Genomic DNA, 22,403 nt, shown 5'->3' with positions numbered 1-22,403 from the left:
AGGGTTGCCCCTACTCTCTGGTGTTTCTAGACGGAAGCTTTAGCCTTTGCTTTAGCTTGAGCTTTTTTGTTCCAGGGAGCGCCGATTAATCCCCAGGTTGGGCTGTTTAGCGCCAAATCCATGTCACGAGCAAAGATTGCGAATCCGTCGTAACCGTGGTAAGGACCGGAGTAGTTATTCTAATGGTTTAATAGCTTTTCACTCCGCTATGTTTGCAGTGAGCAATGTCAGCGATAAACAATGTATGCAGATAACACATTTATTTTTAGTCTAAATATAGGCTAATACCAACCTCTCGTTCCCTGGCTCAGACAGGGAATGCCTCAGTTAGAGGCTCTGCCTCCGCTGAAGATAGTCGAGGTAGAACCTCGTCATCTGCATTCCCAGCCAGAGTCTGGGAACGAGACAATTCTCAACTCTTACTCTCTGTGACTCTGCGTGAAATAAATTCATATTCTTAATCAGCAACACCAAGGATGATGAAAGAACAGCTACTATGGGAATTAGAGCAGGTAAATCTGCGTTTGAAGTCTGCGAAGGCTAGGGTAACAATTCGGGAATCAAATGGATGTCTGCAATTACGGGCAACTTTACCCATTAAACCGGGAGATCAGGATACAAGGGGAACGGGAAGAAAACAATACAATCTCACTTTGAATATTCCCGCTAATTTGGATGGACTGAAAACGGCTGAAGAAGAAGCTTATGAATTAGGAAAGTTAATTGCTAGAAAAACATTTGCCTGGACTGATAAATATTTAGGAAATGAGGCGCTTAAAAAGGATTTAACAACTATAGGAGAATTACTCGAACAGTTTGAAGAGGAATATTTTAAAACTCATCAACGCACTACTAAAAGCGAGCATACTTTTTTCTATTATTTTTCCCGAACAAAACGCTATACTAATCCCCAATATTTGGCAACTGCGGAAAATTTGATTACTTCAGTTGAAAAAATAGATAAACAATGGGCAAAATATAATGCCGCTAGAGCTATTTCTGCTTTTTGTCAGACTTTCAATATCGAAATTGATTTATCTAAATATTCCAAAATGCCTGAGAGTAATTCTCGGAATATTCCTACAGATAAAGAAATAGTTACAGGATTCTACAAGTTTGATGAATATCTGAATAACAGAGGTAAGCAAGTTAATCAAGATGTGAAAGATAGCTGGCAACTTTGGCGCTGGATTTATGGAATGTTAGTGGTTTTTGGTTTACGTCCCCGTGAGCTTTTTATTAATCCTCATATTGCTTGGTGGTTAAGTAATGAAAACATAGATTTAACTTGGAAGGTTGATAAAGATTGTAAAACTGGTGAAAGGGAAGCTTTACCTTTATATAAGGAATGGATTGATGAATTTGATTTAAGGAATCCGAAATATTTAGAAATGTTAGCGATCGCAATTAGTAAAAAAGACCAAAATAATCATGCAGAAATCACGGCTTTAATCCAAAGGGTGAGTTGGTGGTTTAGAAAAATAGGTTTAGATTTTAAACCCTATGATTTACGTCATGGTTGGGCAATTCGAGCGCATATTTTGGGAGTTCCTATTAAAGCTGCGGCGGATAATTTGGGTCATGGTGTGCAGATTCATACGAAAACTTATCAACGTTGGTTTTCTTTGGATATGCGAAAGTTGGCAATTAATCAGGCTTTGAGTAAACGGAATGAGGTAGAGTTGATTAAGGATGAAAATACAGGGTTGAAAATGGAGAATGAAAGGTTGAAGATTGAGATGGAGAAGTTGAGGATGGAAATGGTTTATAAACGCAGTTAAGTTTGGTGAATCAAGAATAATATTTTTCTGCGATGTGGTATAATTTAAAAGTGAACAGTTAACAAGGAGTATAAATTATGCAAATAATGATTGAAATTCCTGATAATCTTGCTAATCAATTACAACTACAACCGAGTCAAATTTCCCAAAAGGTGTTGGAACTTATTGTAGCTGATAATTATCGTCAAGGTCTTATTGGAGCGGGAGAAGTTCACAAAATGTTGAATTTTTCTTCTCGATGGGAAACATATCAATTTCTTAAAGATCAAAAGGCTTACTTACCCTACACTGAAGAAGACTTAGAAGAAGATGTCCAAGCAATTCGTAATCTGTTAGGTACTAAATGATTATTGTTTCCGATACTTCTCCTATCAACTACCTCATTTTGATTGGTCAAATTGATCTTTTACCTCAACTGTTTGCTCTAAAACATCCAAAATTAACGTATTAACACTCTCTTTACTAAATAATTTAAATATAATAATTTTTAATGTCTAGAAAGGTATTTCATAAATAAGAAATATAGGTAATAACTCCAATTAAGATAATTAGATTGAAAATCACTGTATAATATGGGTTATCGGTAAAAATTATGCTGAATTGAATACCCATAATATGAATCAAGACAACGAAAACAAAATTCTCAATCTATATCCTGTTGATTATCCGTTTGAAACGTTATGTACCCGCATTACTGCAAAGCCTCCAAAACTGATTTTAAATCCTGACTTTCAGCGAAAGTATAAATGGGATAAGGACGGCTGGGAGCGGTCATCAAAATTTATAGAGTCCTGTCTAATGAGGATACCTCTACCTTCTTGCTATTTTGCAGAAATTGAAGACGGGAAGCACATGGTCATTGACGGTGTGCAGCGTCTTACGACTATTGTTCGTTTTTTTGATGATCAATTTGCTTTAGAAGGACTTAGTTCATTCAAAGAATTAGAAGGAAAAAAATTTTCGGAGATTGGTCAATATAAATCAGAATTAGAAACAACTACAATAAGGTGTATTATCCTCAGAAAAGAAAATCCTAAATATCTAATTAGAGAAATTTTTTCGAGACTCAATCAGGGAGCAGTCAAACTGTCAGATCAGGAAATAAGACACGCCATATATCCTGGTGAATTTGACAATCTCCTTTCTGTATTAGCTGAACTAGAAACAGTTAAAAACTTTGGTTTAGGTGAAGATAGTGAAAGAGTTAAAGATAGCCTAGAGGCTGAGGAGCAAGTTCTCAGATATTTTGCACTAAAAGGACAACTTGACCGATACCAGGATAGGTTATCCAAGTATCTCGATGAATACATGGTGTCAAAACAGGATATAACTTCGGAGGAAATTGAATTACTTAGAAATGAATTTAATAGTACCCTAGATAAGTGTGTTGCAATATTTGAGAACGATGTTTTTATAGATACAACTAAACAGAGACGACGGCAAAGCATGGTTTACTATGATCTGTTAATGTACAGTTTTAGTGATATTGACAAAGAAACTCTCATTCAAAATAAGGAAAATATCCAGAATAAGTTTAAAGAACTTTGTGGATTAGATGATTTTCAAAGAACCTTAAGTGGTGGCTTGCAAAATAAAAGCTCAATTTTAAGAAGAAGACAATTATGGAGGGATCTGCTGGAGGCTGCAATTAATGAATGATCAAGAAATTCACGATAAATATGTAACCCTATTTGATCAATTGAAGGAAATTATACAACAAACTCAAAACAGAATAATTTGTGCAGAACCAGATCCATTCTTTGAAAATAATGTGAATTTCTTCGTTAAGTCATTCCTGATTAGCATTTGTGCATATTTAGAGTCATATCTTAAGGAAATAGCTTTTATACGCATTGAAGTTATTAACACTAAGCTTTCAAGAATTTCAATACCACGTAATTTAGTCCAATGGGATATTCTGCGTCATAAAGAAATCAAAGATAATGATTTTAAATTTGAAGACCTGAAGATAACGATCACAAAAAAGGATTTAGATGAACATATTTCAGGAAATCCATACAGAACAATAACTCTCTTTAAGAAAATTGGTATAAACTTAAATGCCATTGATAGTTTTGTCTATAAAAAAGACATTGTTAACGCTATTGTTGTCAAAAGAAATAACATTACTCATCATAATAGTCAGGCTAATGACGTTTCTATGGCTGATTTGATTATTTACATTGACAATATTATTGATTATATGGACTCAATAACTCAAGCCATTAAGATAGAAAACACAAAGTGAATATGAAACGAATAATCTTATTTGCTCTGTAAGTGTCTAAAGACATAGCAATGCTCGAATAGATATTTACTAGTATGATCGCATCTTCCCAAACCCTAACGAGCGATCGCACAATTATAAAAATTGTGGAAAAATAGAAATATAAAATTCTCTCTACTATGACAATTATGAACGCCATAGAACTATTTCCTACCCTGCGAAATCTAAATCGTGCAGACAAACTAAAAGTAATGCAGTTTCTAGTCTCCGAATTATCTAGGGATGAAGAACCATCATTAGAACAGGGAGCAACCTATTCTATTTTATCCCCGCTTAATTCCCATGCAGCCGCACATCAACTTGCTCAACTACTAGAAGCGGACGATCAAAAGCACAATGGCTAAAACTCAAAGATTTGCCTTTACAGAGGGATATGATACCTTTGGTGTTCCTGATGCTCTGCCAAAGTTACCATTAACACTTACTTATCGTAACTCATCAGTAGATGTTTCCGGTTTATTGGATACTGGCGCAAGTGTTAACGTTCTCCCATACAATGTAGGTATTCAGCTAGGTGCAATTTGGGAGGAACAAACTACTTCCGTGATATTGGCTGGCAATTTAGCACCAGTAGAGGCAAGAGGTTTACTGGTATCTGCCCAGATTGGATCATTTGAGCCTATTCGCTTAGTTTTTGCGTGGTGCTTATCTGATGATGTACCTTTATTATTAGGGCGTATGAACTTCTTTTTAGAGTTTGATGTGTGTTTTTACCGTGCAGATTTGGCTTTTGAGGTACATTCAAGAAAAAAATAATGCAAACCTTAAACATCAATCAAACTATCACAGCTTGGTCATCCATTGCCGAGAATGTTTTTGTTCCTCACACAGAAGAAGAATATGAACATTTAGTTAATATACTTGATGCGCTCATTGATCAAATTGGTGAAGATGAAACCCATCCTCTTGCATCTCTTATGGAAGTAATTGGTGTATTAATTGAAAACCATGAAGATGACCATATTCCTGAATTATTGTGATCTATAAAAATATGCTAGAAAAACTCATACTTCATAATTTCAAAAGCCATAAATATACAGAACTTAATTTCGATAATTCCCGTTTACATGGAATTGTAGGAAAAAATAGTGCTGGTAAAAATTCTGTATTGCAAGCAATATATTCCCTAAGTATGCTTATTTATTCATCATCTACACAAATATTTAAAAAGGAAAATTTACCTCAATTTATTACAACAATGGGTGAAAAAAGGATGTCTATAACTGCGAGTGGTTATTGGCAAGATAATATCAGGAAAAAGTGGAAATTTTTCTACAGTAGCTACGCGATCGCATTTCCCAAACTAACTTTTATTCCCAGCCCAAAGAATAGCAGTATCTTGATACTCTTTAAGCATTAAATCCGCAGTCACAAGCCTCATACTTTCCATCTGTGCTTGTGCAATGAGCATTCTGTCAAAAGGATCTCTATGATGCAAAGGTAAAGCCACCGTTCTGAGTGCATGGGAAGTTGTAATTTCCAAAGATTTCGCCCCCAATTTCATCATGCGGCTAGAAATGTAACTATCCAGTGCTTCTGGTAATGCTAACTTACCAATTGCAACTTTTATCCCCATTTCCCACACACTAGCAACAGAAAGCCATAGTTCATTGCTTTCATCAGCAATATGTGCGATCGCTTCTTCATGCAAACGCTCAGGTTCAGCAAACCACCATAAAAAACACTGTGTATCCAGTAAAAGTCTCACTCCTCATTACCCTCAAACGCTGCCAAAATGTCATCTGGTAAAGGTGCATTAAAATCTTCTGGAATTACAAATTTTCCTCGATCTTGTCCTAAGCTATCTCTGCGGTGAGACGAAACACTAAACGGAACTAACTTAGCGACGGGAACACCCCGGTTAGAAATAATAATCTCTTCTCCATGTTCTACACGGGATAATAGACGTGAGAGATTGGTTTTAGCTTGATGGATATTTACAGTTTCCACAGTTTTCTAGCTAAGTCTACAAACTTAGTCTACTTTGATTTTCAGATTTTGGCAAGAATTAAAAAGAAAATTCATAGCAAATTACAATATGCTACATTTGAAACGGGATAGTAGTAAAGTTACAAAGCTATAGTTTAGGTTCTATATACCTAACTGGTGCGCCAAACTCTAGTATGAGCGTATACCGCCGAGTACTCCAACCTATTCTATCGTTTGATTAGCTCAGTTTGGTAGAGCAGTTGACTTATAATCAATGCGTCACAGGTTCAAATCCTGTATCAAACTCCAGGAAGTTAGCTCATTTGGTAGAGCAATCGACTTTTAATCGATCTGTAACAGGTTCAAATCCTGTACTTTCACCCAACCCTGTCCGGGTTACAGGACACTACTTATGGGAAGTAGCAAATGGTAAAGGAGCAATCCTGCGGTTCGACTCCGTAATTTTTCAGTAACTCTGCGGTGCAAGTGTTCTGCTAACGGTCATTACTCGCAAGAGTAATGTTTAGTAGCTACAGTAAATGAGTAAGCGCAACTGCCTTTCTCCCTAACTTGAGTTTGTCCCTTCGGTTTCCATTAGGACAACTGAACGGCATATTTGCAGGATGTTTTCTTTCCTTCGGTTTCTACGAAGCAACCAGAAAAAAGTTACATTCATCTTAATCCAGTTTTGGCGAAGTTTTTGCCCACACATAAACTGTGAACACTTGCATTGACAGAGTAATATACTGTTGTAGTATAATATTACAATTAGACAAGATAATCGTTTAAATATGCAAATTACTATCTGGCAAACATTTTATATTAAACCCAACGAAATCGGGATTTTATATCACCGCAGCGACTTTAAAAAAGTTTTACAGCCTGGTGAATATACTTATTTTGGTCGTCATTGGCAAATTAAAACTTATGACCTCAACGAACCAGAAGCGGAAATTGAAAACCTAGAATTATTATTGCGAAATCATGGTACAGAACTGCAAAAATATCTATTGATTGTAAGAACCGCATTCAACGAAGCTGCTTTAGTCCGTTTGGGTCAGAATTGGGTAACCATTGCCCCTAATCAATTACGGGCTTTTTGGCGTGGTTTCATAGAAGTAGAATCTCATCTTTTTAACTTAGAAGAAAACTGGGAATTACCTAATTACTTTGTCCAGCAATTACGCTCATTTGCATTAAATGGACTGAAGAAATTCCAAATCTTTGAATCTGAAATTGGTTTACTATATCTCCAAAATAATTTTGTCAGACCTCTAGAACCAGGAGAATATGCTTTTTGGTCAATAGATAAGACTGTAGCAGTGCGGAATATCAGCCGGATTGTCCCTAACCCAGATTTTCCCCTGGAAGATATCTTAATTGAAAGACATCCTGATTTTGTTGCTGCTTACTGTGAAATTGTGGAATTATTGCCTTCACAAGTCGCAATTGTCCGATATAGGGGGAAAGTAATTTCTATTTTACCACCCACCAGCCGCAAGCTATTTTGGCAAGGAGTGGAAGTGGAAATTATTGATATTAGCAATAATGCAAAATTACAATCTCCCTTAGTGGCTGAATTAGTTGAAGGTGCAGCAGAAATAAAATTGCTCACTCGTAACTATTTGCATCTATGCCAAGTTCCCACCCAGCACGTTGGATTATTGTACATTAATCAAGAATTTCAAGGGCAACTCCAACCAGGGGTACACGCTTGGTGGTTGTTTGGACGTTCTTTACAAACAGAAACCATAGACTTGCGATTGCAAAATATGGAAATTTCTGGTCAAGAAATCCTTTCTAAGGATAAAGTACCTTTGCGGTTAAATTTGACTGCTGGTTTTCGTATTCAAGACCCATTAAGAGCCAAAAATGCGTTATCAGATATTACTGGATTTTTGTACAAAGAATTGCAATTTGCCTTGCGTGGTGCAGTTGGTGAACGAACTTTAGATACTTTATTGGAAGATAAAGGCGCAATTGATAGAAGCATCTCTGAATATATTCGCCAAAAAGCCGCAGATTATGGAATTGAAGTAGATTCTGTAGGTGTAAAAGATATTATTTTACCTGGGGAAATTAAGGCAATTTTAAGTAAAGTTGTTGAAGCTGAAAAATCTGCTCAAGCTAATGTTGTCAGACGCAGAGAAGAGACTGCTGCTACTCGGAGTATGTTGAATACTGCCAAAGTAATGGAAGATAATCCGGTAGCGTTGCGTTTGAAGGAATTGGAGGTTTTAGAACGAATTGCTGAGAAAATTGATCGGATTCAAGTTAATGGTAGTTTGGATAGTATTCTGACGGATTTGATTAGAATAAATCCGCAGTGATCACATTAATATTGTAAGATATACTACACCTTTCCACTAAATACTTAAGATGAAATACGAGAAAGGTTCAGAACTTCTTGTGGCTCAACCACAATATCGTTAGAATTTATCGCATCTTGTATTAAACTCTGAAGACTTGGATATAGGGCTGTATCTCCATATGCAGTATTCAACCACTTTCGCCGCCCTTCATCTGAACCTTCACTCTTGAAAAGTCTGGCGAGATAAAGCATACAAGCCACTTCCAGACGGTTTGAGAGAGAAACCTTTCTTTTCTTCAAATGTTTTTCAAAAATTTCTTCAGCTTGGTTACTTGACCAATGCTGTGTCTTGTCGTGAATCACATCCACAACAAAACGTCCGAGTTCAAGTAAAGGATCACCAAAAGCAGGTGATGTTAATACAGCATCCCATGTTCCATCTTTGCCATCCATCATTTCGAGATGGGCGCAAAGTAGTGCAATAGCTTGAAGGTATCCCTTCTGCTCTTTCTTGGCTTGAGATAGCGATAGTAAATGTAACGATTGCTCTTTGAGAGACTCCCAATCATAAGATGGGCTAGGATCAAAACGAAAAATCGCTCTACCTGCCATAGGGCCAGAAGTAGCTATACCCATGAACAAATCTGCTTCTGCCCGATTTTCTGAGATTTGCTCATGAAGGCACTCCACGTAATTGTCTTGGTAGATATCCAGAATGTCTTCAAACCAGTTTTGAGCATATTGAGCTTCGATGGCATAAAGCTGTCCTTCAGGATTTTTCATGCGAAGATAGGCTGGACTACGAAACAGCCTGACCACGCCCTGATCTAATTCTTCTATCCAGGCATGAGAGCGAAGATCCACGGTTTCTTGTTGCTCAATGAACTCCATCACAATAGAACGCACCACGCGAAATAAACCTCGCAGAGTTAAATATGATGTCTTAACCTTCTTACCCTTTTGTTCAACCTCTTGTTCAACCTCTTCAGCACGATATGATTCACTAACAAAGGATTGAGGGAGTAGTCTCAGTGCATGAGAAAAGTCGGATCTCAACTTGTAAGCATTTTGGATACCTTGGTGAATTCTGGAACGTCTCAATGGGGACTTCAAATCACTTTTGGACGCATCATATAGGTTGATAGGAATATGGTCGAGAGCAAACTTGGTGAACCTTCTTGTAGCTCCTGGATGTACAACTTCTACCAAAGCTTTGCGTAGATCATCAGTCCAACTATCATCAATAGGGGAAATACGGTTATCTTCAAAAAGGGTATCAAAAAGATTCCTCTGCTCATTTGATAAATCACCCCAAGTTGCCTGATAGTCTGAATGACTATTTGCCAATGCTTCGATCACAAACACAAGCAGCGAGTAAGCAAGGGTAGGATCACTGGAAAAAACGTGGAGGGCGCGTTCATACGCGGTAAGAGCTTGGCAAATGGTAAGATATTTTTGCCGAGGTAGCGACAACACTTTTTGAAACCAGGGATTAAGAACTTTTATCTCCTCGTGGAGCGGCCTCCTTGTATCAGTGAAAACATCAGGTAAGATTTTCTTTCCTGTAGAACGCTGTGTATTGCAGTGCTGTTCAACCTCTTCTGGTGACTGACCAAAAAATAAATTCATTCGTAGGATCATGAGGAGACGAATTTGCTCACATACCTCATCTACTGGTGTGACAACTGAACCAGCACCGACAAAAATTGAACAATTATTGATGGCTAATGTCCAAGCATAAGCATTAGATACCAGCCCTCCACCGACCATAGCAAAAGCTGGGCTTAAGAAAGTCAGATGAGGAAACTCATGTTTACAAAAAAAAGTCCGAAATTCTTGGGTATTATTGATATGATCGCTTTGGATATGCCCCAACCAATATATCTTTTGCAACATCAGAAACCACTTCCATAAATTAATAACGTTCTGATATTCACCTTTTAGAAAATGATATCAAGAAATTTTCTGTATATTATTCCGATTATAAGCAGAAATTTTAGTTTTGGTAAGATTCCTGTAGTTTTAGAGCGATCGCACTTGGAGTTGGTTTATGGTAAAAATTAATGCCGACTGTAAGTTGCTTTTTCTTAGCTATAAAACTCTACAATTCTTGTATAATATACACAAAAATGTAATATGAATCGCCTAAAATCTAATCCAACAGGAATATTTTTCAGAGCTACCATAATTCTGCTTCTGATCTCAGTTGTAAGTGCTGTTTTGTTCGGGTGGTCAGATAATATCAAGAAGGCACTGATAGGTTTTTGGATTATTATTCCACCTCTATGGTTGTGGTTTGAGTTCTGTTACTTATACGAACGGGGTATTACTGCATTTGCCAATGATTTTGAAAAATTCAAGTATAGCCAAGAACTTACAAAAAACTTGTGGTTGTCTATCTCAGCAATCCTGTTATTGGTCTATTTTGGTAAGCTCCCAGGCTTTTAGAAATATCAGCTTAAAATTATATACAATCTAAGGATGCGTTGCGCTAGGCGATGACACACCCTACTTTTGAGTTTGAATTTGATACTATTAACAAAGCGGCAAAAATAGCAGACTTACAAAAACCACTATGGCCAAGCGGAAGAAAAGCAATCTCCAGTGGATTAAAGAAACCCTAGACTTAAAACCAGATCATCACTGGGAAGGACCTGATGGTTATAAGATTTTTGTAGCCGGGAGGGGTGCAGTTCGCTTTAATGTTCCCCAAAGTTGGGTGTTTGAGCCACAGGAAAAATCATTCAAGTTCATGGATAAAAAACCACCTAAGGATGATTGTTGTTTAGAAGTATCTTATAATCACCTACCACCGAACGACTGGACTCTGTTTCCCCTCAAATCTACTTTGAAGAAAATCATGGAAGATGATAGCCGTGATGTCATTGAAAGAGGAGAAGTGATAACTGTCAAGCGACAAACTGCTCGGATTATGTGGTGTGAGATTAAATTTATTGATACTCAAACCGAACCAAGGGAAGCCTTTTCGCGGACTTGTGTTGGTTTAGGCTCAAATATTCAGTGTTTGATTACCTTTGATTTTTGGGCAGATCAAGCAGAGCAATTAATACCAGTATGGGATGAAGTTATGCGTAGTCTTACACTGGGATTATATATCCGTGATCCTAGAACCGGTTTAGCTTTCCCTGATTGAAATGCGTACTTATAATATGTATGTGGGAAGAAGATATCAAGAAAAGTTGCATTGCTACTAAGTTCGTGATTCAAATCCCAGTTCACAAGGAAAGGGGAAAAAATCATGACTTCAGAAGCAGGGGATATTAACAAATATCAAAAAACAGAGGAATCTCTCCAAGATTCTCAAATAGAACTACTAGCATTGTTCAATGCTATCCATGATGTAATTCTGGTTTTAAATGCAGAGGGAAGATACCTAAAAATTGCCCCTAGCAGCGCACCATCTTTATACAAACCTCCTGCTGAAATGGTGGGAAAAACTATGCATGAGGTTTTACCCCATGCTTTTGCGGATAATTTCCTCAATTGTATTCAACAGACACTTGGTACAAAGAAAACTGTAAAAATAGAGTATAGCTTACCAATTAGTGATCAAGTAGTTTGGTTTGAGGCTAGTATTGCAGCTATGGGAGAAGATAAAGTAGTTGTAGTAGCCAGAGATATTAGCGATCGCAAACGTCTGGAAGATCAACTACGTCAACAAGCACAAGATTTAGAGCAAACCCTTCAAGAACTTAAACTCACCCAAACCCAGATGATTCATTCAGAAAAAATGTCTAGTTTGGGACAATTAGTAGCAGGAGTAGCTCACGAAATCAACAACCCTGTAAATTTTATTCACGGTAATCTGAATCCCCTTCAGGAATATATTCAGGATCTTTTACGGCTAACTGAACTATATCAAAAATACGGACTTAGCAATCAACCAGAAATTCAGGAACTAATAGAAGAGATTGATTTAGAATATATCAAAGAAGATTTACCAAAAACTCTGAATTCCATGACAGTTGGTACTCAGCGCATCCGTCAAATTGTTCTATCTTTGCGAACCTTTTCTCGGATAGATGAAGCAGAATTTAAAGAAGTGGATATTCATGAAGGTATTAATAGCACATTAATGATTTTAAAACATCGTCTCCAGGATATTGAAGTGATTACAGACTATGGAAAATTACCTTTACTAGAATGTTACGCTGGAGAAATGAATCAGGTATTTATAAATGTTTTGGTTAATGCTATTGATGCCATAGAACAACGAAAACTTCAACAAAGAGTAGCACAAATTTACGACAATATCGGCAAAATTAAAGTACAAACGAGAGTAGTTGATTCTCAGTGGATAAAAATTAGCATCATAGACAACGGCATAGGAATGAATGATGATATTCAAAAACAGATAATGAATCCATTTTTCACCACTAAGCCTATTGGAAAAGGAACGGGTTTAGGAATGTCTATTAGTTATCAAATTATAACAGAAAGACATGGTGGTAAATTTGAATGTTATTCAAATCCAGAAAAAGGTACTGAGTTTATAATTCAAATTCCTATCCATCAATGAAAAGGTAATGCTTTTCGTATATTGTCTCTGCCAATAAACACACTCATATTACAAAAATCATTTTCCGATACGAGTGCAGGAATACTATGAATAGACTCGCACATTTTCAACCAATTACCTTCATCTTTATTGTTATCAATATAGCCAAAAATAAATACTTTTATTTAAAAATAGATAAATTTAGTCTAAAAAAATCCCCTGAAAAAAGTTTTCCTATATTACAAATTAGCAAATAATTAAAATTTAACAATTATCCAAAACTAGATAGAATCAGAACTTTATAATTTGCTGTCACCCAAAAACAATGTTATGATAGAACATAATTAATTAGATTTAGACTAAAAACCAACTTATCTTAATTCACCAATAAAAAAATCCGAATTTAACGCACGTTTCAACCCATATCACTAGGTTCGGAGTAATCCCAAGAGTGCATTTGACGGAAAGGAAGACCCATCTTTTGGAAGACATACTTCTCTTTCACACCAGAAGCAACTAAGTCTGGCTTCAATGCTTTGATGAATTCTTCAAATTCGTAAGCGGTAACGTCGTCATAAACGATAGTTCCGTTTTCGATGTAGTTGGTAGTACGTTTATAGTCGTCATTATGACCGAACTCATAACCAGTACCAATCATCTTCATTCCCAAGTCCTGGAAAGCGGGAACAACGTGACGAGGACGTAGACCACCAACCATCATAGCTACAGTCTTACCTTCCAAACGGGGGCGATATTTATCTACAATCGCATCCATTGTGGGTTGGTACTTAGCAATTACCTTCTCAGCATTTGCTTGGATCTTCGCGTCAAATTTAGAAGCGATTTCACGTAAAGATGCAGCAATCTTGGTAGGTCCAAAGAAGTTATATTCTAACCAGGGAATACCATAAGCTTCTTCCATGTGACGGCTGATGTAGTTCATCGAGCGGTAACAGTGGATGAGGTTCATCTTCACGTTGGGGGTCATCAACATTTCGTTGATTGTACCATCACCAGACCATTGAGCAACAACGCGCAAACCGATTTCTTCTAACAGAATGCGGCTGGCCCAAGCGTCACCACCGATGTTGTAGTCACCAATGATGGCTACATCATAAGGAGTGCCTTCAAACTTTAATGTACCGTCTTTCTTAGCTTGATCTGATCTGGGGAATACCCAGTCACGAATCATGTCGTTAGCGATGTGGTGTCCTAAAGACTGAGACACACCACGGAAACCTTCGCAACGGACGGGAATAACTGGCTTACCGATGGTTTTGGATGTCTTCTTAGCTACTGCTTCGATGTCATCCCCAATTAGACCGATAGGACATTCAGATTGAATAGAAACACCACGGTTGAGTGGGAATAATACGTCTAATTCTTCAATTAACTTGGTGAGTTTCTTGTCACCACCAAACACGATGTCGCGTTCTTGGAAGTCAGAGGTGAAGTGCATGGTACCAAAGGTGTCAATACCTGTTGTACCAATGTAGTAGTTACGACGACCAGACCAAGACCAGTAACCGCAACCTACGGGACCGTGGCTGATGTGGATCATGTCCTTAATAGGACCCCAAACCACACCTTTAGAACCTGCGTAAGCACAACCACGAGCAGTCATTACACCAGGAAGGGATTTGATGTTAGATTTAACACCACAATCAGCCTTACCTTCTTCAAATACGTTTAAGTGCTTTTCGCGCTTTTTAGCAGCTTTTTCGGGGTAAGCTTTCAGAACTTCTTTAACTAGTTCTTTTCTTTGTTCAACAATCTTCTTGTCATCTGGAGGAGTCATATTCTGTCTCTCTTGCTCCTAAGGAACGGGGGATAGGGTTGGGGACTTAATGTCCCCGGTGGGGAATGGAGGGAAAGGAAGGTAAAAAGGAAATTATGTAGTGTTTTCCTTTTTCCTGTTCCTAAATAATCAATTACTACTTAGTAGCACCTGCGGGCTTACCAATGATTTCAGCGTGCTTGGTGTCATCATCAAGAATACCGAATTCAATCAACAATGCTTCCAACTCATCCATTTCAATTGGTGTGGGGATGGTGAGGTTCTTGTTGTTGATGATCTTCTTAGCTAATGCGCGGTATTCATTACCCTGATCGCTATCAGGTGCGTACTCGTTAACTGTCATCCGACGCAATTCTGCGTGTTGAACGATGTTGTCGCGGGGTACGAAGTGAATCATTTGAGTGTTCAAACGTTCAGCCAAGGTTTCGATCAATTCGATTTCACGGTCAACCTTACGGCTGTTACAGATCAAACCACCTAAACGTACACCACCGGAGTGAGCATATTTAAGAACACCACGAGCGATGTTGTTTGCAGCGTACATCGCCATCATTTCACCTGATGTAACGATGTAGATTTCTTGTGCTTTACCTTCACGGATAGGCATAGCAAAACCACCACATACAACGTCACCTAATACGTCGTAAGATACGAAATCTAAGTCTGTGTAAGCACCGTTTTCTTCTAGGAAGTTAATAGCGGTGATAATACCACGACCTGCACAACCTACACCGGGTTCTGGACCACCAGATTCTACGCACTTAACACCACGGAAACCGGTCAACATGACTTCGTGGAGTTCTAAATCTTCAACAGCACCTCTTTCAGCAGCCAAAGAAAGAACGGTGGTTTGAGCCTTGGAGTGGAGCATCAAACGGGTAGAGTCAGCTTTAGGGTCGCAACCTACGATCATGATGCGTTGACCCATTTCAGCCATTGCTGCGAGGGTGTTTTGAGAGGTGGTAGATTTACCGATACCGCCCTTGCCGTAGAAAGCTATTTGTCTAATATTTGCGTCAGTACTCATTGTTCGTTTTTTCCTAGAATTTGTTGGTTGATTGGGGTGTTTGTCTTTTGTCTTTTGGTTCTCACGCCTATTTATCTACGGCAGTGAGCGTGTGTAGAACGTCGCTATGGAGGCGATCGCTCTACAGAAAATTTGGTTGTGTACATGGTGTTTATTGGGTTGTAAGAATTACTGGTTTTTTCATGGGCGAGGAGACCCAGCCCCTACACTGCTTCGACTATGATTTCTTTGTTGATGCGATCGCGTAATCTCGCTTCAATCGCAACTTTCAATGTGGCTGTGCTGCTGGAACATGAACCGCAAGCACCTTTGAGAATAACTTGTACTTTATTGCCTTCTATATCGTAGAGTTCTACATCTCCACCGTCGGCAATTAATACGGGTCGGACTTCTTCATCTAATACTTTTTGAATCAGGGCAATTCTTTGAACATTAGTTAATGGTCTTTGTGTCCCTGAATTAGCAATTTCTGTAGTAGCTTTCACGCCGTTGGTGTTGAGATTTGGTTTGGCGGTTTCCTGCTTTACTTCTCTTATTATATCATCAATTTTCGTTAAACAGGAACCGCATCCGCCACCAGCTTTTACATAATTTGTTACTTGTTCTGCACTGAGGAGATTATTTTGTGCAATTGCCTTTCTAATCTTAGTATCAGTGATACCAAAACAGCTACAAATTAGTACTCCTTCGTCATCATCATCATGGGCAGCTAAAGGAATGCCTCGATAATTATAGATGGCAGCTTCTAAGGCTTCTTGACCCATAACGGAACAGTGCATTTTCGCTTCTGGTAAGCCACCTAAGTAATCTGCAATATCTTTATTAGACACTTTTAGGGCTTCATCTAATGTCAAACCTTTTACCATTTCGGTTAAAGCACTGGAAGATGCGATCGCACTGGTGCAACCAAAGGTTTGAAACCGAGCATCGAGAATCTTATCAGATGCAACTTCAACTTTTAAATGCAATCTCAGAGCATCACCACAAGCAATACTACCTATCTCTCCAGTTGCAACCTTAACTCCAGCTTCGCCTGTTTCCTCAATTTCTCCCTGGTTTTTGGGATCGTAAAACAATTCTAATACTTTATCTGTGTAGTCCCACATAGTTGATTTTGGATTTTGGATTTTAGATTTTGGATTATAAGAAATAATTGAGCGTTGGGTAGGGGTTTAGCAATGCTAAACCCTTACAAGATTTAGGAGACTTTTACCTATTACCCATTACTAATGTACGGGCGTTTACGTAGCGTGCTGTAGGCATCAGCATTCGGGTGATCAAAAGGCTATTCTCCGAATGCTTCGCCCCTACTGACTACTAACTAATGATTGTTGTTGTAACCAACCCGCATTATCATTTTTGAAGGGAGATAAAGCGCGGAGACGTTCAACAATTTCTGGCATAACTGCAATAACTTGATCGATTTCAGCTTCGGTAGTGTAGCGACAAAGACTGAAACGAATCGAACCATGTAAAGTGGTGTAGGGTAAACCCATAGCCCGCAAAACGTGGGAAGGTTCTAGAGAACCAGAAGTACAAGCAGAACCAGATGATGCACAAATACCGTATTTATTTAAGGAGAGCAAAATTGCTTCACCTTCAATATATTTGAAACCAATATTTGTGGTGTTTGGTAATCTATGACTAGGATCACCATTTACTTCACAGTCGGGAATTTTAGCAAGAAGAGCCTTTTCCAAGCGATCGCGCAACTGGCTTTCTCTCTTGGTTGCCTCTTCTAAATTTAGCATTTCCAGTTCCGCAGCTTTGCCCAGAGCAATAATTCCTGGAACGTTCTCTGTACCTGCTCTGCGTCCCCGTTCTTGGTGTCCACCAAGGAGGAAAGGACGGAACCGAACTCCACGACGCACATATAGAACACCAATGCCTTTAGGTGCGTGGATTTTGTGACCAGATATAGTTAACATATCTATGGTGCTGGTCTTCATGTTCAAGGGTATTTTACCTACCGCTTGAACTGCATCGACATGGAAGATAGCGCCGTATTCCTTAACTCTAGCACCAATCTCTTCAATCGGAAAAATAGTGCCGGTTTCATTATTGGCATACATCACGCTCACCAAAGCGGTGTTACCTGTCAGGGAAGCTTCCAGTTCATCTAAATCTAACTGTCCCTTCGCATTTACTGACAAATAGGTAACAGTATAACCTTGGGTTTCTAGTTGTTTGCAGACATTCAAAACTGCGGGATGTTCTACCTGAGTTGTGATAATGTGGCGTTTTTCTGGTTGAGCTAATAATGCACCACGAATAGCAGCATTATCTCCCTCAGTTCCACAACTGGTAAAGATGATTTCCGATTCTTCTGCTCCTAATAAAGCCGCAACTTGTTCTCTGGCTATTTTGACACCTTTACCAAGTTGTCCACCAAAACTGTGCATACTAGAAGGATTACCGTAATAGTCCGTTAGGTAAGGCAGCATTGCCTCTAAAACTGCTGGATCTACTTTGGTGGTGGCATTGTTATCGAGATAGATGCAATTCTTTTGCATTTTAGTCATTAAGTTATTAGTTATTACTTATTGGGAATAGGTAATGGGTAATTGGTAATTGGTAAAAACTTACTTCTTTTCTGTCACCTATTACCTAAACCACTACTTGATGCTTTTGCAACTGTTCGGAGAACTTCTGAGAATAAGTATTCCGCCAACGTTCCCAGTAATCTTGTTTATTTGTTAACTTTGCTAAGACGCGGTTGTAATTAGCAAACCAACCTTCCCAATAATCGCCTGATTGTTTAACGCAACCATGAGCAGTGGGACAACCAGCTTTACATTGAGGTACGGTGTGAATGCTGCCAACACAGTTTGTGCAAAGTTCAGAGTCAATCCAGTGAATACCGTCAACTACTTTAATTGCACCGGTGGGACAAACAGACAAACAAAGCTTGCAGGAAATACACTGGCTAGTAATTTTGTAAGCCATGATTATTTACCTTTGTGTGAATTGGTGATTAGTGATTGGGTACTGGGTACTGGGTATTGGGAAAAGTTTCTTTCCTAGTCCCCCAGTCCCTAGTCCCCAGTCCCTATTCTCCAGTCGCTACATATTGCTCGTAAAACTCTAAAGCAACTTTTTCAATTACGTCGTAAGCTTCAACAGTTTGTATCCCGGCTGCTTCTAGTTTTTCTTTAGGACAGTTGCCGATTTTGGATACCAAGACTGCTTTACAATCTGCGATCGCTTTCATTATATTATCTGCGGTAGCTTCTTCGCTGTAACCACCTTGACAATATTGATCAATCTTACGATGACTGACAAAGCGCACTTCGTTACCATCAACTTCATACACTTGGAATTCTTTAGCGTGTCCGAAGTGTTGGTTAACTAATCCACCACCTTTTGTTGCTACTGCAACTAAGATTTTGGGTTTGTTTTGTAGAGATTTGCCATTGTTACTCTCTACAGCAGTTGCTTTTGCTTTGTCTTTCGCTGCTTTAATTTCTTCTCTAAATTTCTCAATACCTTCGTGAACTTCTTGGCGTGTTTCAAAGTTATATTCTGGAGCCATTTCCAAGAATTTATCTTTGGTGAATTCTTGGCTACGATCTTCTCCTAATAATCCTACCGCATCTGCTCGGCACTGACGACAGTGACGCATCATTTTCATGTTACCAGAACAGTTGTCTTGGACTTCCTTCAGTTCTTTACCTGTGGGTCCCCGTTGACCTGTTAAACCAAAGTGTGTACCATGTTCCGGTGCAGAAATCAGCGGCATGATGTTGTGTAAGAATGCACCTCTCTCACGAATAGCTTTGTTAACTTCTACCAAGTGATGGTCATTAACTCCAGGAATCATCACGGAATTAACTTTGCACAAGATATCAGCTTCTTTGAGAGCTTGCAAACCTTCCAACTGCTTTTCTAGGAGAATTTTTGCTCCTTCCACGCCTCTATAACGCTTACGTTTGTAATGAACCCAAGAATAGATTTGTGCGCCTATTTCTGGATCGATGGTGTTAAGGGTGATAGTAACGTGATCTATATTTAATTGTTTGATGCGATCAACATATTCTGTTAACATCAAACCATTAGTAGATAAGCACAGTTTAATATCTGGTGCTTTATCTGCAATTAATTCAAAAGTACGGAAGGTTTTTTCGGGATTAGCCAAAGGATCACCAGGCCCCGCAACTCCCAAAACTGTCATTTGGGGAATTTTACCCGCAATTACCAACACTTTATGTGCGGCTTCTTCAGGTGTGAGCAACTCACTTACCACTCCAGGGCGACTTTCATTAGCACAGTCATACTTGCGGTTACAATAGTTACATTGAATATTACAAGCTGGTGCAACTGCAACGTGCATCCGGGCGTAGTGATGATGAGCTTCTTCACTATAGCAGGGATGTTTAGAAATGCGTTCTATGAGCTTTTCGTCCATTTCTGGGGTTGTGCTGCTGTCGCAACCACAATTACCAGATTTAGCTGGGGTGATAATGGATTCCTGATTGGAGGAGGTGAGAATGTTTGTAGCAGGTAGTGTCATTGAATTTCGCAAGTTCGGTGGACTAGAGAGCCACTGTGGGAGATGCTTTTACTACTGCCAATGCCTATGAACCGAAGTCGCGTCTTACTCACTTGCCCACAGGTGTTAACCTGGTATTGATACCAAATTTAGATAAGTAGGATGATTTATATTTCTGGAAATAGCCTATTAATCAAGGCTTTTTATCCAAAATCGTTCGACTGAGCGCAGTCGAAGTCCAAATCCCTAATCTAAAATTGATACAAGGGTGGGCAGAAAATTCTTGGGGTTCGGCTGGTGTGTGTCAACGTTTGGGTCTTGGGTAGACTTTGTGTGTACAGCCGCGACTTCCATTCACTCTAGGCATGGTGCTATCTCATCCCTCCACTCACTTTTGGCTTCTAACTTTGTTAAGGAGCATTAAGTGATTGGCGATAAATGATTTATAGCAGCCGTTTCTAGATAGGTGCTTGGGCTGTCTAGGATAGGATTTATTGGATATATTATGTTTGTACTCAAATCTAGAAACCCCAATCTTTGCCAGGGTTACAAAAATTAAATAAAATTTTTTCGGGTAGAGGTTCTAGTGTTTTTCAGTTGGGGTACGAGTATTTTTCGAGTGGGGTTCAGGATTTATTTGTACTCAGTCAAAACCCAATACCTGTAAGGGATTGAGTAATAATTTAGTTTAATTTAAGCTACATTACTCATGTACTCAAACGATCCTCAAATCCTGCTAAAAGCCTTAGTTTGCAAGGGATTTGAAGTGTAAATCTGGAGTAGAAACCATTGTCATAGTCCAGATATCTGCCAGTTTATATTCTGTATCCAACATATCATTTTTTTTGAGATAAAAATGCAGTTCATATTCTTTTAACTTTTCAATGATTAATGATGTGAATTGCACTTCTAACCTATGTTGAATAAGCATTTTAGCTTCAATATTATAATAACCCTTAATGCAGATCATTTGCAATAAATTTAGTTTTTTACAGCAGTTTTTCTTGGTTTCACGTTCTTAAAGCTGTTCGGGAATGATAAATAATGTCAAATTAGGGAATAGGGAATAGGAAAAAAATTAATCGTTCTGAACTTTTGGCATCGCTACACTATATATATGGCGAACAAGTCAAGCAGGGGAAAATGTCATGAAAGCTGTTGTTATCCGTCGCTATGGTTCTGCTGAAGTGTTGCAGTATGAAGAAGTGGAACAGCCAAAAATCAAGCCTGAGCAGTTACTTGTAAAGGTTCACGCTAGTAGTGTTAATCCCATTGACTGGAAAATTCGCCAGGGAATGTTGAGTTTATTGACGGGGAACAATTTCCCCATGATTCTGGGGTTTGATGTGGCTGGGGAAGTGGTGGAAGTTGGTTCACAAGTAACGCGCTTTAAAGTAGGAGATGCTATTTATGGCAGCACTAGTTTTCCTGGAGGTGCTTATGCAGAATTTGCAGCTATCCCGGAAAATTTTGCGGCTCCCAAACCCACAAATATGAGTTATGAGGAAGCAGCTACTGTACCTTTAGCGGCGCTAACGGCTCTACAAGCCCTGAGAGACTTGGGAAATATCAAATTAGGTCAAACGGTATTGATTAATGGGGCTTCGGGCGGTGTGGGCATTTTTGCGGTGCAAATTGCTAAGGCGTTGGGGGCTGAGGTGACGGGTGTTTGCAGTACCAGAAATTTGGATTTGGTGAAATCTTTGAATGCAGATATGGTAATTGACTATACGCAACAGGATTTTACTGAAGGTAATGTGCAGTACGATATTATTTTTGATGCAGTTGCCAAACGAGCATTTTCTAATTGCAGAAAAGTTTTAAAGCCAAATGGGGTTTATGTTTCCACGTTGCCTAACCCGGAAGTGATTGTGCAGAGTTTTTTAACAATGTTTCTACCTGGTCAAAAGGTAAAATTTGTGTTGGAAAGACCTAATAGCAAGGATTTGCTTTATTTAAAAGATTTGATTGAAGGGGGTAAAATGCGAACTGTGAGCGATAGCGAAGCGCTCCGTAGGAATCGCACCTATCCTTTACAAGAATTAGTAGAAGCTCATCGGTATAGTGAAGGAGAGCGTGCGGTGGGAAAAATTGCGATCGTAACGCTTACTACAGGCATCGGTGAGAGAACTTCCACATCAACACCAGATCATGTTTAAATCTGTGACAAATATGAAGGTTTAGTAGAAGCAGATATTCAAGCTTGTTTATTATTTGCCTCTTGCTCTCTGGCTTGATTACCTTGTTTGCCTAACCCACCCT

General features: G+C 38.8%; 22 protein-coding genes and 2 tRNA genes. 14 read left to right on the top strand and 10 right to left on the bottom strand.

Annotated elements, in window-relative coordinates:
• The first annotated feature begins 479 nt into the window (after positions 1-479).
• The 8 genes from ACSQ6I_RS09340 to ACSQ6I_RS09305 all read left to right on the top strand — a co-directional run bounded on the left by ACSQ6I_RS09340 (position 480) and on the right by ACSQ6I_RS09305 (position 5,428).
• Positions 480-1,781: a site-specific integrase gene (locus ACSQ6I_RS09340; protein ID WP_438890294.1), complete on the top strand. Its 1,302-nt coding sequence runs from the start codon at positions 480-482 to the stop codon at positions 1,779-1,781.
• Between the two features lie 77 nt (positions 1,782-1,858).
• A complete protein-coding gene (locus ACSQ6I_RS09335) occupies positions 1,859-2,128 on the top strand; it encodes a UPF0175 family protein (protein ID WP_071190949.1) in 270 nt (89 codons plus the stop codon).
• Positions 2,129-2,396: 268 nt separating this feature from the next.
• Positions 2,397-3,440, top strand: coding sequence for a DUF262 domain-containing protein (locus tag ACSQ6I_RS09330; RefSeq protein WP_438890074.1), 1,044 nt, complete (start codon positions 2,397-2,399; stop codon positions 3,438-3,440).
• Positions 3,433-4,029 carry a HEPN domain-containing protein gene (locus ACSQ6I_RS09325; RefSeq protein ID WP_438890073.1) on the top strand — a complete coding sequence of 199 codons (597 nt, stop codon included), beginning with the start codon at positions 3,433-3,435 and terminating at the stop codon, positions 4,027-4,029. The genes ACSQ6I_RS09330 and ACSQ6I_RS09325 overlap by 8 nt, the downstream gene beginning before the upstream one ends.
• Before the next feature lie 158 nt (positions 4,030-4,187).
• Positions 4,188-4,412, top strand: a complete 225-nt coding sequence (locus ACSQ6I_RS09320; protein WP_015214308.1) for a hypothetical protein — start codon at positions 4,188-4,190, stop codon at positions 4,410-4,412.
• Positions 4,405-4,824 carry a retroviral-like aspartic protease gene (locus ACSQ6I_RS09315; protein ID WP_438890072.1) on the top strand — a complete coding sequence of 140 codons (420 nt, stop codon included), beginning with the start codon at positions 4,405-4,407 and terminating at the stop codon, positions 4,822-4,824. The genes ACSQ6I_RS09320 and ACSQ6I_RS09315 overlap by 8 nt, the downstream gene beginning before the upstream one ends.
• The gene (locus tag ACSQ6I_RS09310; protein ID WP_438890071.1) at positions 4,824-5,048 is read left to right on the top strand and encodes a hypothetical protein; all 225 of its coding nucleotides are present in this window, start codon (positions 4,824-4,826) and stop codon (positions 5,046-5,048) included. Before ACSQ6I_RS09315 ends, ACSQ6I_RS09310 begins: the two co-directional genes overlap by 1 nt.
• 11 nt (positions 5,049-5,059) lie before the next feature.
• A complete protein-coding gene (locus ACSQ6I_RS09305; RefSeq protein ID WP_438890070.1) occupies positions 5,060-5,428 on the top strand; it encodes an AAA family ATPase in 369 nt (122 codons plus the stop codon).
• Here the strand turns inward: ACSQ6I_RS09305 and ACSQ6I_RS09300 are convergent.
• Together ACSQ6I_RS09300 and ACSQ6I_RS09295 are read right to left on the bottom strand one after the other, a co-directional pair.
• Positions 5,372-5,776 carry a type II toxin-antitoxin system VapC family toxin gene (locus ACSQ6I_RS09300; protein ID WP_438890069.1) on the bottom strand — a complete coding sequence of 135 codons (405 nt, stop codon included), beginning with the start codon at positions 5,774-5,776 and terminating at the stop codon, positions 5,372-5,374. The genes ACSQ6I_RS09305 and ACSQ6I_RS09300 overlap by 57 nt on opposite strands.
• Positions 5,773-6,018, bottom strand: a complete 246-nt coding sequence (locus tag ACSQ6I_RS09295; protein WP_438890068.1) for a type II toxin-antitoxin system Phd/YefM family antitoxin — start codon at positions 6,016-6,018, stop codon at positions 5,773-5,775. Before ACSQ6I_RS09295 ends, ACSQ6I_RS09300 begins: the two co-directional genes overlap by 4 nt.
• 211 nt (positions 6,019-6,229) lie before the next feature.
• Between ACSQ6I_RS09295 and ACSQ6I_RS09290 the strand changes: the two genes are divergently transcribed.
• From ACSQ6I_RS09290 to ACSQ6I_RS09280, 3 genes are all read left to right on the top strand, one after another.
• Positions 6,230-6,306, top strand: a tRNA-Ile gene (locus ACSQ6I_RS09290).
• A tRNA-Lys gene (locus ACSQ6I_RS09285) sits at positions 6,306-6,381 on the top strand. The genes ACSQ6I_RS09290 and ACSQ6I_RS09285 overlap by 1 nt, the downstream gene beginning before the upstream one ends.
• 407 nt (positions 6,382-6,788) lie before the next feature.
• Positions 6,789-8,327, top strand: coding sequence for a slipin family protein (locus ACSQ6I_RS09280; RefSeq protein ID WP_438890067.1), 1,539 nt, complete (start codon positions 6,789-6,791; stop codon positions 8,325-8,327).
• A gap of 44 nt (positions 8,328-8,371) precedes the next feature.
• Here the strand turns inward: ACSQ6I_RS09280 and ACSQ6I_RS09275 are convergent, their stop codons facing one another.
• Positions 8,372-10,204 (bottom strand): hypothetical protein, encoded by a 1,833-nt coding sequence (locus ACSQ6I_RS09275; RefSeq protein WP_438890066.1) that lies wholly within the window; start codon positions 10,202-10,204, stop codon positions 8,372-8,374.
• Between the two features lie 679 nt (positions 10,205-10,883).
• Between ACSQ6I_RS09275 and ACSQ6I_RS09270 the strand changes: the two genes are divergently transcribed.
• Positions 10,884-11,462, top strand: a complete 579-nt coding sequence (locus ACSQ6I_RS09270; protein WP_438890065.1) for a hypothetical protein — start codon at positions 10,884-10,886, stop codon at positions 11,460-11,462.
• Between the two features lie 105 nt (positions 11,463-11,567).
• A complete protein-coding gene (locus ACSQ6I_RS09265; protein ID WP_438890064.1) occupies positions 11,568-12,848 on the top strand; it encodes a PAS domain-containing sensor histidine kinase in 1,281 nt (426 codons plus the stop codon).
• A 394-nt stretch (positions 12,849-13,242) separates the two neighbouring features.
• Here the strand turns inward: ACSQ6I_RS09265 and nifD are convergent, their stop codons facing one another.
• From nifD to ACSQ6I_RS09230, 7 genes are all read right to left on the bottom strand, one after another.
• On the bottom strand, positions 13,243-14,625 hold the full coding sequence (gene nifD / locus ACSQ6I_RS09260) for a nitrogenase molybdenum-iron protein alpha chain (RefSeq protein ID WP_438890063.1): 1,383 nt from the start codon (positions 14,623-14,625) through the stop codon (positions 13,243-13,245).
• A gap of 136 nt (positions 14,626-14,761) precedes the next feature.
• Entirely contained in the window at positions 14,762-15,652 is an 891-nt protein-coding gene (nifH, locus tag ACSQ6I_RS09255; protein WP_250855155.1) for a nitrogenase iron protein, read from the bottom strand.
• Positions 15,653-15,855: 203 nt separating this feature from the next.
• Positions 15,856-16,758, bottom strand: coding sequence for a Fe-S cluster assembly protein NifU (nifU, locus tag ACSQ6I_RS09250; RefSeq protein WP_438890062.1), 903 nt, complete (start codon positions 16,756-16,758; stop codon positions 15,856-15,858).
• 201 nt (positions 16,759-16,959) lie between these two features.
• Complete coding sequence (gene nifS / locus ACSQ6I_RS09245; protein WP_438890293.1) at positions 16,960-18,165, bottom strand: cysteine desulfurase NifS; 1,206 nt, start codon at positions 18,163-18,165, stop codon at positions 16,960-16,962.
• A 94-nt stretch (positions 18,166-18,259) separates the two neighbouring features.
• On the bottom strand, positions 18,260-18,598 hold the full coding sequence (locus tag ACSQ6I_RS09240; protein ID WP_438890061.1) for a DUF362 domain-containing protein: 339 nt from the start codon (positions 18,596-18,598) through the stop codon (positions 18,260-18,262).
• A gap of 103 nt (positions 18,599-18,701) precedes the next feature.
• The gene (gene nifB / locus ACSQ6I_RS09235; RefSeq protein WP_438890060.1) at positions 18,702-20,162 is read right to left on the bottom strand and encodes a nitrogenase cofactor biosynthesis protein NifB; all 1,461 of its coding nucleotides are present in this window, start codon (positions 20,160-20,162) and stop codon (positions 18,702-18,704) included.
• Positions 20,163-20,886: 724 nt separating this feature from the next.
• A complete protein-coding gene (locus tag ACSQ6I_RS09230) occupies positions 20,887-21,072 on the bottom strand; it encodes a hypothetical protein (protein ID WP_438890059.1) in 186 nt (61 codons plus the stop codon).
• 217 nt (positions 21,073-21,289) lie between these two features.
• On the opposite strand from ACSQ6I_RS09230, the gene ACSQ6I_RS09225 reads away from it, so the two are divergent.
• Positions 21,290-22,300, top strand: coding sequence for an NAD(P)-dependent alcohol dehydrogenase (locus ACSQ6I_RS09225; protein ID WP_438890058.1), 1,011 nt, complete (start codon positions 21,290-21,292; stop codon positions 22,298-22,300).
• Positions 22,301-22,403 lie beyond the last annotated feature (103 nt).

It is taken from the genome of Anabaena sp. WFMT (genome assembly GCF_051781005.1).
Classification (GTDB): domain Bacteria; phylum Cyanobacteriota; class Cyanobacteriia; order Cyanobacteriales; family Nostocaceae; genus Anabaena.
Note: the sequence above shows the minus strand (reverse complement) of the source record. Positions and strands in the feature narration are given on the sequence as shown.

Coding starts and splice junctions, on each gene's coding strand:
- ACSQ6I_RS09340 (WP_438890294.1), top strand. CDS start 480: ATGAAAGAACAGCTACTATGGGAATTAGAGCAGGTAAATCTGCGTTTG.
- ACSQ6I_RS09335 (WP_071190949.1), top strand. CDS start 1,859: ATGCAAATAATGATTGAAATTCCTGATAATCTTGCTAATCAATTACAA.
- ACSQ6I_RS09330 (WP_438890074.1), top strand. CDS start 2,397: ATGAATCAAGACAACGAAAACAAAATTCTCAATCTATATCCTGTTGAT.
- ACSQ6I_RS09325 (WP_438890073.1), top strand. CDS start 3,433: ATGAATGATCAAGAAATTCACGATAAATATGTAACCCTATTTGATCAA.
- ACSQ6I_RS09320 (WP_015214308.1), top strand. CDS start 4,188: ATGACAATTATGAACGCCATAGAACTATTTCCTACCCTGCGAAATCTA.
- ACSQ6I_RS09315 (WP_438890072.1), top strand. CDS start 4,405: ATGGCTAAAACTCAAAGATTTGCCTTTACAGAGGGATATGATACCTTT.
- ACSQ6I_RS09310 (WP_438890071.1), top strand. CDS start 4,824: ATGCAAACCTTAAACATCAATCAAACTATCACAGCTTGGTCATCCATT.
- ACSQ6I_RS09305 (WP_438890070.1), top strand. CDS start 5,060: ATGCTAGAAAAACTCATACTTCATAATTTCAAAAGCCATAAATATACA.
- ACSQ6I_RS09280 (WP_438890067.1), top strand. CDS start 6,789: ATGCAAATTACTATCTGGCAAACATTTTATATTAAACCCAACGAAATC.
- ACSQ6I_RS09275 (WP_438890066.1), bottom strand. CDS start 10,204: ATGTTGCAAAAGATATATTGGTTGGGGCATATCCAAAGCGATCATATC.
- ACSQ6I_RS09270 (WP_438890065.1), top strand. CDS start 10,884: ATGGCCAAGCGGAAGAAAAGCAATCTCCAGTGGATTAAAGAAACCCTA.
- ACSQ6I_RS09265 (WP_438890064.1), top strand. CDS start 11,568: ATGACTTCAGAAGCAGGGGATATTAACAAATATCAAAAAACAGAGGAA.
- nifD (WP_438890063.1), bottom strand. CDS start 14,625: ATGACTCCTCCAGATGACAAGAAGATTGTTGAACAAAGAAAAGAACTA.
- nifH (WP_250855155.1), bottom strand. CDS start 15,652: ATGAGTACTGACGCAAATATTAGACAAATAGCTTTCTACGGCAAGGGC.
- nifU (WP_438890062.1), bottom strand. CDS start 16,758: ATGTGGGACTACACAGATAAAGTATTAGAATTGTTTTACGATCCCAAA.
- nifS (WP_438890293.1), bottom strand. CDS start 18,165: ATGCAAAAGAATTGCATCTATCTCGATAACAATGCCACCACCAAAGTA.
- ACSQ6I_RS09240 (WP_438890061.1), bottom strand. CDS start 18,598: ATGGCTTACAAAATTACTAGCCAGTGTATTTCCTGCAAGCTTTGTTTG.
- nifB (WP_438890060.1), bottom strand. CDS start 20,162: ATGACACTACCTGCTACAAACATTCTCACCTCCTCCAATCAGGAATCC.
- ACSQ6I_RS09230 (WP_438890059.1), bottom strand. CDS start 21,072: ATGCTTATTCAACATAGGTTAGAAGTGCAATTCACATCATTAATCATT.
- ACSQ6I_RS09225 (WP_438890058.1), top strand. CDS start 21,290: ATGAAAGCTGTTGTTATCCGTCGCTATGGTTCTGCTGAAGTGTTGCAG.